The sequence below is a fragment of the Campylobacter pinnipediorum subsp. caledonicus genome, assembly GCF_002022005.1.
Taxonomy (GTDB): Bacteria; Campylobacterota; Campylobacteria; order Campylobacterales; family Campylobacteraceae; genus Campylobacter_A; species Campylobacter_A caledonicus.
Window position 1 is genome coordinate 66,202 of the sequence record NZ_CP017258.1, and the last position, 17,871, is coordinate 84,072.

The 17,871-nt window shown below is 31.9% G+C and carries 17 protein-coding genes, 1 tRNA gene and 1 pseudogene; 12 read left to right on the plus strand and 7 right to left on the minus strand.

Features of this window, described 5'->3' with window-relative positions; translation table 11 throughout:
* Window positions 1-23: 23 nt before the first annotated feature.
* The gene (locus CPIN18021_RS00245) at window positions 24-1,106 is read right to left on the minus strand and encodes an epoxyqueuosine reductase QueH (protein WP_078424135.1); all 1,083 of its coding nucleotides are present in this window, start codon (window positions 1,104-1,106) and stop codon (window positions 24-26) included.
* A gap of 3 nt (window positions 1,107-1,109) precedes the next feature.
* Window positions 1,110-2,915, minus strand: a complete 1,806-nt coding sequence (locus CPIN18021_RS00250) for a menaquinone biosynthesis decarboxylase (protein WP_078424136.1) — start codon at window positions 2,913-2,915, stop codon at window positions 1,110-1,112.
* A 76-nt stretch (window positions 2,916-2,991) separates the two neighbouring features.
* On the opposite strand from CPIN18021_RS00250, the gene CPIN18021_RS00255 reads away from it, so the two are divergent.
* The 4 genes from CPIN18021_RS00255 (at window position 2,992) to CPIN18021_RS00270 (ending at window position 6,357) form a co-directional block, all read left to right on the plus strand.
* Entirely contained in the window at window positions 2,992-3,534 is a 543-nt protein-coding gene (locus CPIN18021_RS00255) for an isochorismatase family protein (RefSeq protein ID WP_078422669.1), read from the plus strand.
* Window positions 3,535-3,732: 198 nt separating this feature from the next.
* The gene (locus CPIN18021_RS00260; protein ID WP_078422670.1) at window positions 3,733-5,307 is read left to right on the plus strand and encodes a flavocytochrome c; all 1,575 of its coding nucleotides are present in this window, start codon (window positions 3,733-3,735) and stop codon (window positions 5,305-5,307) included.
* Window positions 5,307-5,735, plus strand: coding sequence for a cytochrome c3 family protein (locus CPIN18021_RS00265; protein WP_078424137.1), 429 nt, complete (start codon window positions 5,307-5,309; stop codon window positions 5,733-5,735). The genes CPIN18021_RS00260 and CPIN18021_RS00265 overlap by 1 nt, the downstream gene beginning before the upstream one ends.
* A gap of 13 nt (window positions 5,736-5,748) precedes the next feature.
* On the plus strand, window positions 5,749-6,357 hold the full coding sequence (locus CPIN18021_RS00270) for a cytochrome c3 family protein (protein WP_078424138.1): 609 nt from the start codon (window positions 5,749-5,751) through the stop codon (window positions 6,355-6,357).
* Window positions 6,358-6,763: 406 nt separating this feature from the next.
* Here CPIN18021_RS00270 and CPIN18021_RS00275 read toward each other — a convergent pair whose 3' ends face one another.
* The 3 genes from CPIN18021_RS00275 to folE form a co-directional block, all read right to left on the minus strand.
* Window positions 6,764-7,333 (minus strand): YceI family protein, encoded by a 570-nt coding sequence (locus tag CPIN18021_RS00275; protein WP_078422674.1) that lies wholly within the window; start codon window positions 7,331-7,333, stop codon window positions 6,764-6,766.
* A gap of 117 nt (window positions 7,334-7,450) precedes the next feature.
* The gene (fliI, locus tag CPIN18021_RS00280; protein WP_078422676.1) at window positions 7,451-8,761 is read right to left on the minus strand and encodes a flagellar protein export ATPase FliI; all 1,311 of its coding nucleotides are present in this window, start codon (window positions 8,759-8,761) and stop codon (window positions 7,451-7,453) included.
* Entirely contained in the window at window positions 8,758-9,330 is a 573-nt protein-coding gene (gene folE / locus CPIN18021_RS00285; RefSeq protein ID WP_078398187.1) for a GTP cyclohydrolase I FolE, read from the minus strand. The genes fliI and folE overlap by 4 nt, the downstream gene beginning before the upstream one ends.
* A gap of 134 nt (window positions 9,331-9,464) precedes the next feature.
* Here folE and tig point away from each other — a divergent pair, with 134 nt between their 5' ends.
* The 8 genes from tig to CPIN18021_RS00325 all read left to right on the plus strand — a co-directional run bounded on the left by tig (window position 9,465) and on the right by CPIN18021_RS00325 (window position 16,605).
* The gene (gene tig, locus CPIN18021_RS00290) at window positions 9,465-10,790 is read left to right on the plus strand and encodes a trigger factor (protein WP_078424139.1); all 1,326 of its coding nucleotides are present in this window, start codon (window positions 9,465-9,467) and stop codon (window positions 10,788-10,790) included.
* Window positions 10,790-11,380, plus strand: a complete 591-nt coding sequence (clpP, locus tag CPIN18021_RS00295) for an ATP-dependent Clp endopeptidase proteolytic subunit ClpP (protein ID WP_078422679.1) — start codon at window positions 10,790-10,792, stop codon at window positions 11,378-11,380. The genes tig and clpP overlap by 1 nt, the downstream gene beginning before the upstream one ends.
* Before the next feature lie 8 nt (window positions 11,381-11,388).
* The gene (locus tag CPIN18021_RS00300; protein ID WP_078424140.1) at window positions 11,389-12,402 is read left to right on the plus strand and encodes a GGDEF domain-containing protein; all 1,014 of its coding nucleotides are present in this window, start codon (window positions 11,389-11,391) and stop codon (window positions 12,400-12,402) included.
* A 5-nt stretch (window positions 12,403-12,407) separates the two neighbouring features.
* The gene (def, locus tag CPIN18021_RS00305) at window positions 12,408-12,935 is read left to right on the plus strand and encodes a peptide deformylase (protein WP_078422682.1); all 528 of its coding nucleotides are present in this window, start codon (window positions 12,408-12,410) and stop codon (window positions 12,933-12,935) included.
* An 8-nt stretch (window positions 12,936-12,943) separates the two neighbouring features.
* A complete protein-coding gene (locus tag CPIN18021_RS00310; protein ID WP_078424141.1) occupies window positions 12,944-14,455 on the plus strand; it encodes a YifB family Mg chelatase-like AAA ATPase in 1,512 nt (503 codons plus the stop codon).
* 2 nt (window positions 14,456-14,457) lie between these two features.
* A complete protein-coding gene (locus CPIN18021_RS00315) occupies window positions 14,458-15,852 on the plus strand; it encodes an NAD(P)H-hydrate dehydratase (RefSeq protein WP_078424142.1) in 1,395 nt (464 codons plus the stop codon).
* Window positions 15,834-16,412 carry a phosphoribosylglycinamide formyltransferase gene (gene purN, locus CPIN18021_RS00320; protein WP_078424143.1) on the plus strand — a complete coding sequence of 193 codons (579 nt, stop codon included), beginning with the start codon at window positions 15,834-15,836 and terminating at the stop codon, window positions 16,410-16,412. Before CPIN18021_RS00315 ends, purN begins: the two co-directional genes overlap by 19 nt.
* Window positions 16,413-16,529: 117 nt before the next feature.
* A tRNA-Val gene (locus CPIN18021_RS00325) sits at window positions 16,530-16,605 on the plus strand.
* A gap of 221 nt (window positions 16,606-16,826) precedes the next feature.
* Here the strand turns inward: CPIN18021_RS00325 and CPIN18021_RS09010 are convergent.
* Window positions 16,827-17,082 (minus strand): annotated as a pseudogene (locus tag CPIN18021_RS09010) (3-isopropylmalate dehydratase large subunit); the annotation flags it as partial.
* 25 nt (window positions 17,083-17,107) lie between these two features.
* Complete coding sequence (locus tag CPIN18021_RS00330; RefSeq protein ID WP_078424144.1) at window positions 17,108-17,836, minus strand: TerC family protein; 729 nt, start codon at window positions 17,834-17,836, stop codon at window positions 17,108-17,110.
* Window positions 17,837-17,871 lie beyond the last annotated feature (35 nt).

The window sequence follows — 17,871 nt, forward strand, 5'->3', positions numbered from 1 at the left end:
GAACAAATAGTACTAGAAAGGCACTATTTTGTGTCCAAAATTTTTAAAATCTCTTTACTGTCTTGATATAATTCATTTTTCGCATAAATTTCGTATTTACCAAGCCTTACATCATCTAGTATTATTATCGGATTTAGGCTCATTGTGCCACTTAACTCTTCTCTTATTTTAAGCTCATCTTTTATGCTTAATGGGTTTTTGCAAAGTTGTGTTGTATCTTTGAAATTTGTATTAAAAATAGTATTAAATCTTGATATTGATAAAAGTATGATTCCATCACGTAAATTTGTATTTTCATCTGCTTGTTCTTGCAAATTAAACTTTATAAAATTTCTTTTAAAATTTGAATAAAGCATAAAATAGCTAGGTATTGTTTTGCTATCAAATCGGACAAATGCTCTAAGAAGTCGGTAGTTTAAAAAAGAGTTTCTTTTTAGAGTAAAGCTTATCCCTTTTTCTTCGCACTCTCTTACTTTTTTATAAAGCTTTAGCCTCTCCTCTATGCTTCCTGGCATTATCCTTGTGTTTATTTCGCTACAAAGTTCGCTAAGCGGAAGCTTTTGCGCCTCTCTTTGTTTAGAAAGTCCAAATATACAACCACAATAATTTTGATGATATAATTTATCTTTTTTTGCTAAGGTAAATTGCTCGTTTGTGCCACCATTTTTGCGGTAATCTTTTGCATAAATTTCTATCTGTGTATTTTCAACAGCTTTTTTTAAAGCATTTGTTAATTGTTCAAAGTCTTTTTTTGGACTCATTAAAAGGGTAGTTGTTATACTTTTTTCTCCTATTTCAGCGGCTTTTTTTGCACTATTTCCAACCCTGAAATCAAAACAATAACTACATCTTTTACCTTTTTCTGGCTCATCTTCTAGCCCTTTTGTGCCTTGTAGCCAACTATCATAGTCATAATCCCCACATATAAGCTCTATTTTAAGTTTATCACAAGAGCGTTTTACATCCTCAAACCTTAGTAAAAACTCACTATATGGATGAATATTTGGGTCATAAAAATAACCAACCAAATTCTCATCTGGTAAATCGGCTCTTAGTTTTTGTAAAAAATAATGACTATCAACGGAACAACAAATATGAACCAACATCCTTTAACCAAAAATTTCAAATTTTTCAAATAAAGCTGGATCGTCTTTGATTATGCCTCTTTTTATTAGACTATCAACTACTTCAGGTGTGCAATCAGTCTGCTTTGGCCACTCTCTTTCGTATCCATCTTGTGCATTTTTTGGTGTTGCATCCACACAAAATCTACTATCTTTTATATAAATATCACGGATAGCATCTATATTGTTTACCACTCTCCAAGTTAGCATGTATGGGTTATTTACCCTGTTTTGTTCATCAACAAATATAAGAATTTTAAAATAATCTTTTATTTCTAATAACTTTTCAAAGAGATCTTTTATTCGCTCTTTTTTTGAAAATTTCACTATACATATTGGGTTTTTTGTATCTGTTTTGTATTGTTTAAGTTCTAAAATATCGTTTGAAATTTCTTTAAACTTAGCCAATAACTCATTATCGCTTACGGTGTTTATACCATCATCGGACAAATCCATTGTAGCATCTATGCCTAGTTTTCCGCCATAACAAGAGTTTGGCGAAGCATGATCTAACTGGTCACAAACACCCTCTGATATAAGAAGTGATTTTTCTCCAAAACGATTTAAAACATAGGTGCTAAACTCATCTAAATTTTCTAGTTCTGGTGCATTTTCATCAACAAAAATAGCATGTTTTACAAAGCTCATCTGCCCAACACCCCAAAAAGCATGCATTGCTTGTTTGGCGTGACCTGGATAAAGGGTGTTTAGTTTTGCTAAGATTAGATTGTGAAAAACACCATTTTCTGGCATATAATAATCATTTAGTTCAGGCACTGTTGTTTTTAAAAGTGGTAAGAAAATTCTCTCTGTAGCCCAACCCATATATTTGTCCTCAAGCGGTGGTTTTCCGACAACTGTCGCATGAAATATAGGATCTTTTTTGTGTGTGATAGCAGTTACATCCATAACCGGAAAAGGCTCTATTGGGGTATAAAAACCAGTATGATCTCCAAAAGGACCCTCAAGCTCAGTCTTGCTTGTATCTACAAATCCCTCTATAACAAAATCAGCATCGTGAGGCACTAAAATATCATTTGTTATGCTTTTTACAAGTTTTGCCGGTTCTTTTCTTATAAAACCATATAATAAAAGCTCAAAAATACCCTTAGGCAATGGCGCCTGACCGCACCAAATATATAAAGGATCTCCGCCTATAGCTACACTAACTGGCATTTTCTTGCCTGCTTTTTTGTATTCGTGAAAAAAATTTGCACCATCTTTGTGTATCTGCCAATGCATACCAAGTCTATTCTTATCATATATTTGTAATCTATACATGCCTAGGTTTGAAAGCTCTCCGTTAAGGCTTTTGGTGTAAACTTGCCCCATTGTTATAAATCTTCCGCCATCAAGCTCCCAAGTTTTTAGCACCGGAAGGTCAAGTAAATTTACATCTTCGTTCAGGTGTATTATTTCTTGAGCTTGTGCATTTTTATCTATTTGCTTTGTAAAAACTTTCTTCATGCTAAACAGATATGATAAAAAATCAATTTTTTGCATTAAATTTTTTGGTTTTTTTGGTTTTAAAAGAGCTTGAATTTCATCCGCTATCTCATCAGGATGTCTTTTAAAAATTAGCTCTAATGCTTTTTTTGAGCCATATATGTTTGTTAAAACCGGTGGATATTTTTTACCATTTTTGTCTATAACATTTGTAAACAAAATAGCCTTACTATCTTCTTTTTTAACCTCAATATAGCTTATATGTCCTATTTCAAGGTCTATGTCTACCGGTTGCTCTATCTTTGTTAAAAGCCCATTTTCTTCTAAAAGTTTTATATAATTCATAATAATTTGCCTATTTTTTTGAAATTTATACTATTATATAATAAAAAAGTATTTTTTTATTAAATTTGGAGTTGATATGAATTTATTAGTTGTTGATATGCAAAATGATTTTATAGGTGGAACACTTGCTTGTCCAAATGCTTTGGAAATTGTGAAAAAAGTGGTAGATTTTATTAAAAACTTTGAAGGAAATGTCTATTATTCTTTAGATTGGCATGAATCTGATCATTGTAGTTTTATCCAAAATGGGGGTATTTGGCCCACTCATTGTGTAGCTGAAAGCTTTGGCGCTTCTTTGGATAATGAATTTTATACAAAATTACCAGCACAAAAATCCCCAAATGCAGATAATATGTTCTTTAAAGGTATGTTAAAAGAGCAATATTCTGCATTTAAAGCTACAAATAAAGATAGTGTTTTTTTGTCTGATATTATAAATAATGATGTTCTTATTGTTGGTATCGCGCTAGAATATTGTGTTTTACAAACCGCAATTGATTTTAAAAAAGCAGGTTTTGATGTAAAAGTAGATTTAAATTTATGTGCTTGTGTGGATAAAAGTAAGGTAGATGATATTATTTTTAAATTTAAAAAAGAAGGAATTAAATTTAATATTTAATTAATAATTTCAATATTAAATTTATATAATTATTTAAATTAGCTGCTATTTCAATAAAAACAATATATTGTATCTAGATTTATATATTAATTTTTTATTGTTTTTTAATTTTATTTTATATAGGATGTTTTGATTTTAATATAATTTTTATATTAAAAATTATATTTAATACTTATATTATAATAAGGAGCGATCAAAATGATTGATCTATCAAAAAGGCGAACATTAAAAACTCTTGCCTGTTGCTCGGCTACACTTGCGATGCCTGATTTGGCTTTTGGTAAAATTTCTGTTAGTGATGTCAAGCATTGGGATAAGACATTTGATGCTATCGTTGTTGGAAGTGGATTTGCCGGAAGTGCAGCAATGCTTTCTTTGCTTAATGGAGGCGTAACAAATTGTATAATGATTGATAAAATGCAATATTTAGGCGGAAACTCTGCATATAGTGGTGGCTCTATGGCTGTTGCTGGAACTTTTATGCAGGAAAAAGATGGCATTAAAGATAATCCTGAATCTCAAATAAAAGATACTTTAAAAAGCGGACATGATTTAAATGATTTGGCATTGGTTAAAGAGATGGTTTATGAAGGACCAGCAACCTTTAATTGGTTGGTTGATAATGGTGTTAAATTTAAATGGGTTAGTAGAAGTGGTGGACACAGCGTTCCTCGTTCTCATTCTGCCGGCGCAGGAAGTTATATTACAAGACCATTGCAAAAAAAAATATTACAGCTTGGCGGACAAATAGCAACTAGGGTTATTATGGATGATATTATTTACAATGATAAAAACGAAGTTGTAGGTATTAAAGTTCGTGAAAAATATGAGTTTAATTTTAATAAGGGTTTTGAAGAAGAAAATAATAATAGCGGACAAGTTAGATACTATAGAACTTTTGGCGGTCTTATACTAGCAACTGGTGGTTGGGGAGCTGATATAATGTTTAGACAAAAATTCGACCCTGCTTTAAGATCTGATGTTTTAACAACAAATCACTCAGGCGCTACTGCTTATACTGTTAAAAAATTAATATCTGATGATATAAAATTTATAGATATGCAATATATACAAAGAATGCATGTAACATCTGCAGATGAGCCATTTTTTGGATTTGCTTATAGATGGATAACTCGTGGTTATGCTTATGGAATCATGGTAAATCCAAAAACAGGACTTCGTTTTGTAAATGAAATAGCGGATAGAAAAGTGGGTTCTGATGCTATTTGGGCGATGAATGAAAATGGAACAAATCATCCAATTTTAATAATGGATATAGAAGGAACACAAACTGTAGATGTGAAAGATTTTCAGCGCGGATTAAGTGTAGGCGCTATAAAACAATTCGATACTATGGATGAGCTTATTGAGTTCTATCATATCAATAAAGAACCATTTTTAGACCAGTTGAAAAGATATAATTCTTTTGTAGATGAAGCCTCTAAAAATAAAGATTATCGTGACCCTGAATTTAACCGCAACTTCTCTCCTTATAAAGGAAAATATATAAAAGTTGAAAAAGCTCCTTTCTTTGCTTCTAGACCTGGACCTAAAGTTCATCATTGTATGGGTGGAATTAAAACTACAATAGATTGTGAAGTTTATAACAATGACATGCAAATTGTGAAAAATTTATATGCATGTGGTGAATTAACTGGCGGCAGACATGGATACAATAGACTTGGTTCAAATGCAGTTCTTGATTGTTTGGTTTATGGTAAAAGAGCTGGTGCAAAACTTGCACAAAAATATAACGAAAAAAGAGGTGCATAATGAAAAAGATAATATTATTAATCTCGCTTATGGCTATATTTTTAAGTGGAAGTGAAATAAACCCAAAAGATAGCTTAACTGATGTTTTAAGAAATTCAGATGGTAAGGTTGTTACAGATTTTAGTAAAAATGCATTTCCTATAAAAGGAATACATGAAAAATTGGGTCTTGATTGCAAAGATTGTCATAAGGAAAAAAACGAAAAAGATTATTCATCTGCTATGAATAGTTCCTGTCTAGAGTGTCATGGAAGTTACAAAAAGCTGGGCGAGGCTACAGGCCATTTGGGTCATAATGATAATATACATGCCAATCCTCACTATGAGGCTCTTGATTGTGACACCTGTCATAAAGCGCATAAACCAACTGTTAATATGTGTTTGCGTTGTCACACACAAGATTCCATGAAAAAGCTTGAAGTAAAGTAAGAAAGGAACTAAGATGAAAAATACAGTACTTAAAGCGGTTGTGATAACTGCCCTTGTTATGTTTGCTATATTTTTTGGCGGATATGAGGTTGTAAAGGCAACATCTGACTATCCTTTCTGTGGAAGTTGTCATGAATGGGATGGAGCTATAGCTCAAACAAATTTAGCGGATAAAGTTCATGGACCATCAAACCAAAAAGGTGTTGGTGTCAAATGTACCGACTGCCATTTACCTCATGATTCTTTTGTTAATTACATCTTTACAAAAGCAAAAAATGGTATTTCCGAAGGTTTAACAACACTAACTAAAGATCCAAAAGCAAAAGATTGGATAGCTAATAGAGCATATGCACGTGAAAAATATACTTTCGATAGTTCTTGTTTGAATTGTCATAACAATATTTTAAAATCTCAGGATGGAAATATCACAAGAGTTGTGAATAAAATGCACTTAAAGTATATTGAGTTTAAAGGCACAAAAAATGAGATGAAATGTACCGAATGCCATAAACATGTAGGGCATCATGATCTTGGTAAAATGCTTATAGAACAAAAACATAAAACAGCACAAAATTGGGATGAGTGGAAGAAAATGCACGACTCAAAAGCTATCGCAAAATAAAACAAATTTCCCAAAAAGATTTGCTTTTTGGGAAATAAATCTACTATAATTTTTTATCTTTATATATAAATTTGAAATAATTAATGCAAAAGATATTTAGGCTAGGTGTTTGCAAGTGTGTTTTTAAAATAGGGTAAAACATAATTATAAATTTTTAAACGCACTAAAAGCTTGAAATTTAGCTACCTAGTTTATGAAATATAAAAAGGTTTTTTAGTAATAAAATTTGTGGCCTATTTAAAAATAAATTGATAATTTGTGCATCAAAATCTTATATTTAAATTTTTATGATCAAATTCCATTTGGTTGCAGGAGTTAAAAAAGTTTGTATAAAAAGTATAGTGAAAAATAACTTTAAAGTATGAGTTATAAAAAATAGTTGTCTCAAAAAGAGACAACTAAAAAATTACATCGCTTGAGCTTCTACATCAATTTGAATTTGAACTTTGTCTGAAACCATAGCACCAGGGAATTTATCTCCGATTTTAAAATCTTTTCTCATAACATCACCAGTAAGACTAAAGCCTATTCTCTCTTTTCCATCCATATCTTTAGCTATACCGCTAAGTTCAAATTTAAGCTCAACTGGTTTAGTTACGTCTCTTATAGTTAAATCACCCATAACTTTACCTTCTGTATCGCTTTCTTTTTCAAATTTTGTCATTTTGAATTTCATATCTTTAAATTCGCTAGTTTTGAAAAAATCTTCACTTTTTAAATGCTCATCTCTTTTTTCGTTTTGAGTATCTACTGAATTTACATCTAAAGTTACATCTAAAGTTTTTAGCATTTTTGCATCTTTATCATAATCTACATCTGCATTATAGCTTTTGAAACTACCATAAACTTTTGCAATTGTAAGGTGTTTAACCATGAAACCAACATTTGAGTGAGCTGGATCAACTTTGTAATCAGTAGCATATGACAAGCTCGCTAAAAGAGCTGCAAGTAAAGAAGCTTTAACCATTTTTTTCATTTTTTCTCCTTGAGTGTTTTTTACAAGGTCAAAGTATAGTACACTTTTTTATAATATATGATAAATAAAAAATATACTTTTGTTAAGCTATTTTAAATTTGCTATATTGCGATATTTTTAAGAGTTTATATCTTTTAGTAGTTTTTGTATCTCTTCAAAGCTAAAATTTTCATCCTCGCCTTGTTTTAAAAAGTCATTCATAAATGTTTTTTTTGCTATTGCTATGTCTAACTCTTTATCATTGCCTCTTTGATAAGCTCCTATGCGTAATAATACTTCATTTTCTTTTAAAAGAGAGTATAGTCTTTTAAAGGTTATGGCATTTTGTCTATGTTCTTTGCTAACTACATCATTCATGACCCTAGAAGCCGAGTTTTGTATGTTTATAGGAGGATATATTCCAAAATCAGTCAATTCTCTACTTAACACTATATGCCCATCTAATATAGAACGACTTTGGTCAGCTATCGGGTCACTCATATCATCACCCTCTACCAAAACCGTAAAAAATGCTGTTATGCTTCCTTTGCCCTCTTCTTTTCCGGCTCGTTCCATTAGTTGTGGAAGTAGCATTAAAGATGATGGTGGATAGCCTTTTGATGTTGGCGGTTCGCCAAGTGCAAGACCTATCTCTCTTTGAGCCATTGCAAATCTCGTAACACTATCCATTATAAACAAAACATCTTTACCTTGTTCTTTGAAGTATTCAGCAACACTCATGGCACAAAATGCTCCATATTTTCTCATAAGGGCGCTATCATCAGATGTTGCTACTATTATTATAGTGCCGGCAAGATCCCCTTTCAGGTTTTTTTCTATAAACTCAGGAACCTCTCTTCCTCTTTCGCCTATTAGTGCTACAACTTTTATGGGAGCTTGGGTATTTTTTACTATCATACTCATTAGTGTTGATTTTCCAACACCAGAACCAGCAAAAATTCCAAGTTTTTGACCTTTACCACAAGTAAGAAGCCCATCTATCGTTTTAATCCCAACATTAAAAGGCTCATTTATAAGTCCTCTTTTCATAGCATCTATAGGTGCTTTCATTATTGGCATTAAATCAGGTAAAAACATAGAGCCTTTGCCATCAATAGGTCGCATAAATGGATCAACTACGCGACCCAGCAGTTCATCTCCAACAGGTATATTCATACCCTGCTCACTTTGATATACAAAATCACCAACCCTAAAACCCTCAACAAAGCCAAAAGGGCTTATGAAAGCACCATCTGATGTTATCTGCGTAACCATGCCAAGACCGGTTTTACTCTTATCTTTACTTGAAATTTTAACAACATCTCCGATACTAGGTCTTAGCCCGTTTATCTGTATGGTTGTTGGCGTTATTTTCGTTATTACTCCAAATACATTGGCTAGTGAAATTTTTTTATCGTTTAGTTTAAGTTTGATTCGTTCTAAACTCAAAAAGAAAATTCCTTAGGTGAGTTTATGAGAGAAAAAAACTCTTTTCTAGTTTCGGCATTTTTGATAAATGCGCCACGAAGAGCAGATGTTGTTGTCGTTGAGTTGATTTTTTGAACCCCACGCATTTCCATACACATATGCCTTGCTTGAACTACAACTCCAACCCCTTTTGGCTCAATAACATCAGCTATAGCCTGTGCTATTTGTTCGGTCATCTGCTCTTGAATTTGAAGCCTTTTGGCGTATATATTTACCATTCTTGGTATTTTTGAAAGCCCAACAACCTTTCCATTTGGTATATAAGCTACGTGAACACGCCCTATTATAGGCAATAAATGATGTTCACAAAGGCTATAAAACTCTATATCTTTTATTAAAACCATTTCATTGTTTGAACTTTGAAATAAGGCATTGTTTAAAACCTCTTTTGGGTCTTCTTTATATCCACTTGTGAGATCTCTAAAAGACTTAAAAACTCGCTCAGGAGTTTTAATAAGACCTTCACGATTTATGTCTTCGCCTATTATAGTAAGCATATTTCTTACTGAATTTTCAAAACTTTCTTGCATTAACTTTCTCCAAAAATAAAGTTAAATTCTATATAAAAATGCCTTTTAGATGCATAAAATTTTAAAATTTATACTATTAATAAGGAAAATTTTGGTATATTCTTGCTTAAATTTTTATTTAAAAAAGGAATAAAATGGCGATTACCGTAAAAGCTATAGATAGCGTAAATACTGAAATTAGCGCAAACATAGAAAATTCACAAATAAAGGCTAATGTTGAAAAATTAGCAAAAAAAGCTGCAAAGACTATGAAAATAGATGGTTTTAGAAAGGGACATGTTCCAACTGCTGTTGTGCTTAAAAGATATGAAAAAGAATTAACAAGCGACGCAGAGCAAGACGCTTTAAAAGATATATTAGATGAGGCTATAAAACAAGCTGGCAAAAAAAGTAGCGATATTATAGGCGAGCCTATGGTTGATAAGTTTGATAAAAACGAAAAAGGCATAGATGTTAGTATGATTATATCTTTTAAGCCAGCTATAGATGTTAGCGGTTATGAGGAGATAATACCTGAGTTTTCTACTCCAAGAGTTTTGAAAAAAGACATAGAAGAGAAGAAAAATGAAATTTTAAAAATGGTTGCTCCACTTGAAAAAGTTAGCGAAGATAGAGCTTTAAAACAAGGTGATTTTGCTAAGTTTGATTTTGAAGGTTTTGTTGATGGCGAAGCTTTTGAAGGCGGAAAGGCTGAGGGCTATGTCCTCGAAATAGGCTCTGGTCAGTTTATACCTGGTTTTGAAGATGGTATGGTTGGTTTAAAAGTTTCAGAAGAAAAAGATGTAAATGTAACTTTCCCTGCTGAGTATGGTGCTGCGAATTTAGCTGGAAAACCTGCTGTGTTTAAGGTAAAACTACACGAAATCCAAGAGAGAAAAATACCAGAAAAAATTGATGAGCAAACATTAAAAGGTATATTACCAAATGAAGAAAACCCAACTGAAGAGCTACTTGATGAGAAAATAAAAGAGCAAATCAGAAACGAAAAATTATTCACTCTTGTAAATGAAGAATTAAAACCTAAATTTGCAGAAGCAGCTGTTGAAAAGTTTAAATTCGATGTTCCTAAAAATATAGTAGAACAAGAACTTGATATGCAATTTAGAGGCGCTTGGTCAAGTTTTACTGAAGATGAGATAAACAAATTTAAGCAAGATCAAGATGCTTTAAAAAATAAGCGTGAAGAATTTAGAAAAGATGCTGAAAATAGTGTTCGTTTGACATTTATTATAGATGAACTTGCTCGTGTAAGAGATGTTAAAGTAAGCGATCAAGAAGTTGTTCAAGCTGTTTACTTTGAGGCATATAGAAGCGGAAGAGATCCAAAAGCACACCTTGAAGCTTATAAAAATCAAGGAGTGTTGCCAGCTATTAAAATGTCTATGATAGAAGAAAAATTATTTAACGAAATGTTTAACAAAGATGACAAAAAAGCGGCTAAAAAAGAGAAGGCTGAATAATGAGTTATTATGTTCCTGTCGTAGTTGAAAGAACAAGCAAAGGAGAGAGAAGTTATGACATATATTCTCGCCTTTTAAAAGATAGGATAATAATGCTAAGCGGTGAGATAGAAGATGGTATGGCATCTTCTATCGTAGCTCAGCTTTTATTTTTAGAAGCGGAAGATCCAGAAAAAGATATATATTTGTATATAAACTCTCCAGGTGGAGTTATTACAAGCGGATTTAGTATATATGATACTATGAATTATATTAAGCCAGATGTTTGCACTATATGCATAGGTCAAGCTGCTTCTATGGGAGCTTTTTTGCTTAGCTCGGGAGCTAAAGGCAAAAGATATGCTCTTACAAACTCTCGTATAATGATCCATCAGCCACTTGGTGGTGCAAGAGGACAGGCTACTGATATAGAGATACAAGCTCGTGAAATTTTAAGACTTAAAGAGATTTTAAATACGACTTTAGCAAATAATACTGGTCAAAAACTTTCAAAAGTAGTAAAAGATACAGAGCGTGATTATTTTATGAGTGCCGCAGAGGCAAAAGATTATGGTCTTATAGATACTATACTTAAAAAGAGCTTTAAATAGGAATAACTTTGCAAACAGTAGATTCTGAGTCAAAATATAAGATAATAAATAATAAAAATGATAAATTGGAAGATGTTGATATATATAAATTTTCCGAAAATGTATTAAAGCAATTAAATAAAGATAACATTTCATCTATACCTAGTAATTATTCTATATATTTTGAAAAACTACTTGAGCAAAAATCTCCTGATTTTAAAAAAAAATTAGGAGATTCGCTTGAATTTTATGAAGAATTTGGTGAAAAAATGTCAGAAAGTAGCATATGTATAGAAAAAGAGATAAAACAAGGTTTTGTCCAAATTAAAAGTATGCTTCAAGCCGTTGCCTTGATTTATAAAAACATAGGCTTAATGAAAGGTATAACAAAAAAAAATTTAACTATATTAAAAAGCAATAGAGATATCCTAGCTGTTCAAAATGTGGTTTCTTCTTTTAATTGTGATATTGCTAAGCTTTTTGCGTTGATGGATAAGCATATAGAAGTAATCAAAACAAATTATAATGAAATAGGTAAAATTTTAAAAACCATAGAAGAACAAACTGTATACGATTCCAGATACGAGATATATAATAGAAAGTTTATAATCAATACTATGCAAACGGAGCTAGACACAGCTAGGCGTTATGGTTACAAATCTTCATTTTTAATTGTTAAAGTTAGCGAAAGAATACTTTTTGGTATGCAAAATTTAAAAGAAAAAAACAACTTTTTAAAAAATATCGCCAAACTTCTTTTAAAGGTATCTAGACGTAGTGATGTTGTTGGACACTATGGTGATGGGTATTTTGTCGTTATCATGAAACATACTGACATAAATGGTGCAAAACTTGCTTGCAATAGGCTTTCTAAGTTGATAAGTTCAGTAAAGCAACGCATAAATGACAATGATGTGTATGCTAAGCTTCGTATGGTTGCATGTGAGCTTGGCGCCAATTCTTTAAGTATGGAAGAGATGCTATCAAAAGCTTTAGATAGTATTGAAGTTGCTAATGAAGATGAACCTATAATTTTGGAGTAATTTTAGTGATTTTAGAAGTTTTATCATACCCTAATAAAAAATTATATGAAGTCTCAAAAGAAGTTACAGAATTTGATGATAAATTACATAAATTTCTTGATGATATGTATGATACGATGATAGCAAAATTAGGCATAGGTCTTGCTGCTATTCAAGTAGGCGTTGCAAAACGTATTTTTATTATAAATTTAGTTAATGAAGATGGAATTCAAGATAAAAATGAACTCATAGAGGTTATCAATCCTGTTTTTGAAGACAAAAAAGGTGAAAGTATTTTTCAAGAAGGTTGTTTAAGTGTGCCAGATTTTTACGAAGAAGTAAAAAGGGCCGAATGGATAAAAGTATCTTATCAAGATCGTTTCGGAATACATCACTCTATAGAAGCTGATGGATTGTTGGCTATTGCTTTTCAGCACGAAAACGACCATCTTGATGGACACCTTTTTATAGAAAAAATAGGATTTACTAAACGTAAAAAATTTGATAAAGAATTTAAAAGTGGTAAAAAACAAAAACCAAAAGAGAGTAGCTAAATAAATATATGAAATCCCTATACTGCGCAACATACTTAGATGGCTTAAAAATTGTAGAAGTAGAGTCTGTATTTTCTAGGGGGTTGCCGGGGTTTAACATAGTAGGGCTAGCTGGTGCAAGTATAAAAGAAAGCACTGAGCGTGTAAAGGCAGCACTTTTATCTTTGGGGTTTTCGTTTCCATCTCAAAAAATTACTATCAGCCTATCCCCATCTGATATATCCAAAAACGGTTCACATTTTGATCTCTCAATAGCTCTTTTGATAGCACTTCAAAAATCAGAGCAACTTGATAAAATTTTTGTTTTTGGAGAACTTGGACTTGATGGAAGTGTTAAAAATACAACAAATCTTTTTTCAATACTTCTTTTTTTAAGCACTAAGGTTCAAAATGCAAAAGTTTTAGTCCCAAAATCCATAGCGGATAAGGCAAGCGAGATACAAAATTTAGAAATTTATGGTGTTGATAAGTTGCAAGATGCTATTAATTTTTTCAGAGATAAAGACTATCAACAAAGTTGTAAGTTTAAAAATACGCATCCGGTTTTTAAAAATATAATTGAGATAAATGGTAAAAAATATCTTCCAAATTTAGATTTTAAGCTAGATTTTAAAGATGTTTTGGGTCAAACAAGAGCAAAAAGAGCTTGTCTTATATCGGCTGTTGGCATGCATAATATAATATTTGAAGGAAGCCCAGGATGTGGTAAAAGCATGTGTGCTAAAAGACTTTTGTATATTCTTCCACCTCAAAGCTTGGATGATGTTTTAAGTTCGGCTGCTTACCGCTCTTTAAATATGCAAGATAGCGAGTTTAGTAGTGTTCGTGCATTTAGAAGCCCACATCACACATCAACAAAAAGCTCTATATTTGGTGGTGGAACTAGTGTTGCTAGGATAGGTGAGGTAGCTTTGGCTAATGGCGGTATTTTGTTTTTTGATGAGTTTAACTATTTTTCAAAGCAGGTTATAGAGAGTTTACGTGAGCCTTTGCAAGATTATAAAATAAATATTTCAAGAGTAAATTCAAAAGTTTCTTATGATACAAAATTTACATTTGTGGCTGCTTTAAATCCTTGTCCTTGCGGAAATTTATTATCTAAAAATTTAAATTGTAGATGTAGTGAAAGAGAGATAAAGCAGTATAAGTCAAAACTTTCAGAACCTATTTTGGATAGGATTGACCTTTATGTCCAAATGGATGAGGTTAGCAAAACCGACAAATCAGATATCACCTCAAGACAGATGAGTGAAGTGGTGCTAAATGCCTTTAAATTTCAAAAGCAACGTGGGCAGATTGAGTTTAATGGAAAATTACAAGATAGCGATGTTGATAATTTTTGCACCCTTGATGATGAGGCAAAAAATATTTTAAATAAGGCAATAACAAGGTATAATTTATCTCAAAGAGGTATAAAAAAGACTTTAAAAGTAGCTAGAAGTATTGCTGATATTGAGTTTAAAAACGATATATCAAAATCACATATTTTGGAAGCTTTGAGTTTTAGAAATAAGGATTAGCCTTGAAAAAATTATTTTTAAACACAAATGAACTTGATTTAAGAGCTACATTAAAATTTGGACTTGAAAGTGAAATTTTAATGGAAAATGCAGCTTTGTCTATGGCAAGTCACATACGTAAAAAGATAAAAAAAGGTAGTAAAATTCTTGGAATATGCGGTGGAGGAAACAATGCAGCAGATGTTTTTGCAGCTCTTAGAATGCTTCAAGGGGACTACAAAACAAAAATATTTTTAGCATCCACAAGTTTAAAACCATTGGCTAAAAAGCAGTTAGAAATAGCTAAAAAAGCCGGAGTTAAATTAACAACAAAAATCAAAAAATCAAAGTGCATATTAGATGGTCTTTTTGGTTCTGGGCTAAATAGAGAACTTTGCAAAGAGCATAAAAAACTATTAAAAAAGATAAACAAAATAAAAGCATATAAGGTAGCTTGTGATTTTCCAAGTGGTTTAAGTGAAAATGGAAATATTTTAGGCGAGTGTTTTAAAGCTGATATTACTATTTGTATGGGTGCTTTAAAGCTTGGATGTTTTTTAGATGAAGCAAAAGATTATGTTGGCAGGGTAAAAGTTGCTAATTTGGGAGTTTGCAAAGATAAATTTCAAACAAAAACAGATACTTTTTTGCTTCAAAAAAGCGACTTAAAACTACCATTTAGAAAAAGACTATGTGTAAACAAGGGAGATTTTGGACACGCTTTTGTTATTTGTGGCAAACTGTCAGGCGCTAGTGAAATCTGTGCAAAAGCAGCGTTTAGTATAGGTGCTGGACTTGTTAGTGTGATAGGTCGAAATAAAATCATAAAAAACTATCTTATGCAAACAGATAAAATAAGTCAAAAAATGAATGCAGGTGCTGTTGGAATGGGGCTTAGCCTTGAAGATGTGTCAAATTTGAGTTCGGATACGCTAAATGATAAAAGTCTTGTTTTGGATGCTATGATGTGTCATTGCAAGATTACTTTTGATATTTTAAAACAAAATAAAAAGGTTGTTTTGACACCGCACCCAAAGGAATTTTGCTCATTGCTCAAACTTGGTGGTTTGGCTGATATTAGCGTTGATGAGCTTCAAAAAAATAGGTTTGAGTATGCTAAGAAATTTAGCCTAAAATTTAAATGCGTTTTGGTTCTAAAAGGTGCAAATACCATCATTGCAAAAAATGGTAAATTATTTATAATGCCTTTTGGATCAAGCTCTCTTGCAAAAGGTGGTAGCGGAGATGCGTTGTCGGGTATTATACTTGGGCTTTTAGCTCAGGGTTATTCTCCTTTAAAAGCCGCAATAAACGGCACATTAGCACACGCATTATCAGCAAAAAAACAAAAAATAAACAACTATGCTTTAAACCCAAACAATATCATAAAAGGAATAAAATGCTTACAAAGAAAATAGCAGTGCTTTTTAGCGGTAGCGGTTCAAATCTGCAAGCCATTTTGGATAAGGTTCACAACAAAGTATTTAATAGTGTGAGGATTGAGGTTGCTTTGTGCATAAGTAATAAAGCCGATGCTTATGGTATACAAAGAGCAGAAAAATACGGACTTGAAACCAAGATAATAGAAAATAAAAATTTTTCATCAAGAGAAGAATTTGATGCGGCTTTGGTTGAAGAGATAAAAAAACAAGATATAGATTTGGTTGTGCTGGCTGGATTTATGAGAATTTTAACAAGTGTTTTTACAACTCAAATAAAAGCGATAAATTTACACCCGTCTATACTTCCGCTTTTTAAAGGCGCACATGCTATACAAGAGAGTTTTGATAGTGATATGCAAGTTGGCGGTGTGAGTGTTCATTGGGTTAGCGAAGAGCTTGATGGCGGAAAACTTATAGCCCAAAGAGCTTTTGAGCGTAAATCGCAAATGAGTTTAGATGATTGGGCTAATGCTATACATAGTATAGAACATGAAATTTTACCAGAGGCTATAGTTAAAATTTTGTGTAACAATTAAATTAGATAAAAAATAAAATAGTCGCTTATTATTAGCTTGATTTGATTTTTGTCTTATTAGATATAGGATTAAGCTTTACAAAAAGATTTTTTTAATACAATACAAGACTTATTTTGTGGTTCCGTAGCTCAGCTGGTAGAGCACTACCTTGACATGGTAGTGGTCGATGGTTCAAGTCCATTCGGAGCCACCATTTAATAATTTTTCCATTACTTACTTTCTTTTATTTTTACTCACAAAACCCTATAAAATCAGTATTTGTTTTAATTGTATCTTTTTACATTATTCTTATTTAATTTATATTGTTTTAACGGACTAAAACAGACTTAATATAAAAAGCCCGTTAAAAATATCAAAGATAAATTCATATGCTATTAAATTTATTTAAACTAAGCGCAGGTGAGAGAATTGTCAATCTCTCGGGTATGCTATCTGTCCAGCTATGGCTGAAGTGGCTGAGTTTGCTTGATTTACACTAGCTATATCTTTTGCTGGCATGTGGTGATCCAAAACGATAGCAAAGCCATCAGGATTTGCTAAAGTCTTAGCTCCACTTCTTTTTAAATTGCTCTATAGAAATAGATGTAGCAATGTCATTTCGTATAGTCATATATAGGCTTTGTGCTATTTTTCTAGCATAAACATCTTTGCTCACATGGACTGAAAATATTTTTCTGTTATTGTCTGTCCCTTTTTTATTTCTTGTTTATTTTATCTTGTTTCTTTTTTGCATATATATTTATAAGCTCAACACTAAGTGAAAATGCCATAGCAAAATATATATAAGCCTTAGGTATATGAGCTCCAAAACCTTCTCCTATAAGGGCAAAACCTATCATTATTAAAAATGCTAAAGCCAAAACTTTAATCGTAGGGTTATTATCCACAAAATCAGATATAGCCTTTGAAGCAAACATCATAACGCAAACAGCTAAAATAACAGCAAGGATCATTATTTCTATATGCTGAGCCATTCCTACCGCCGTTATAACACTATCAAGAGAAAATACTATATCTATGATGGCTATTTGAGTAACAACCGATATGAAATTTGAACCCTTTGTTTCTTCTTTATGTTCTTCGTGTTCGCCATTTATGCTTGAGTGAATTTCCATTGTTGATTTTGCTATCAAAAACAAGCCTCCTAAAATCAGAACAATATCACGACCAGTGATATCAAATCCAAAAAGGCTAATAAGCGGTTTTGTTAGTTTCATTATCCAAAACAAAGACAACAAAAGTAATATTCTAGTAATCATAGCAAGCCCAAGACCCACCATACGCCCTTTGTCTTTTTGGTGTTGTGGCAATTTTCCTACTAAAATCGCTATAAAAATAATATTATCAATGCCCAAAACTATCTCAAGTCCTGTAAGCGTAAAAAGTGATACCCAAGCTTCAGGCGATGCTATCCAATCAAACAATACTTCTCCTTTAATATTTTAAGATACAATTTATC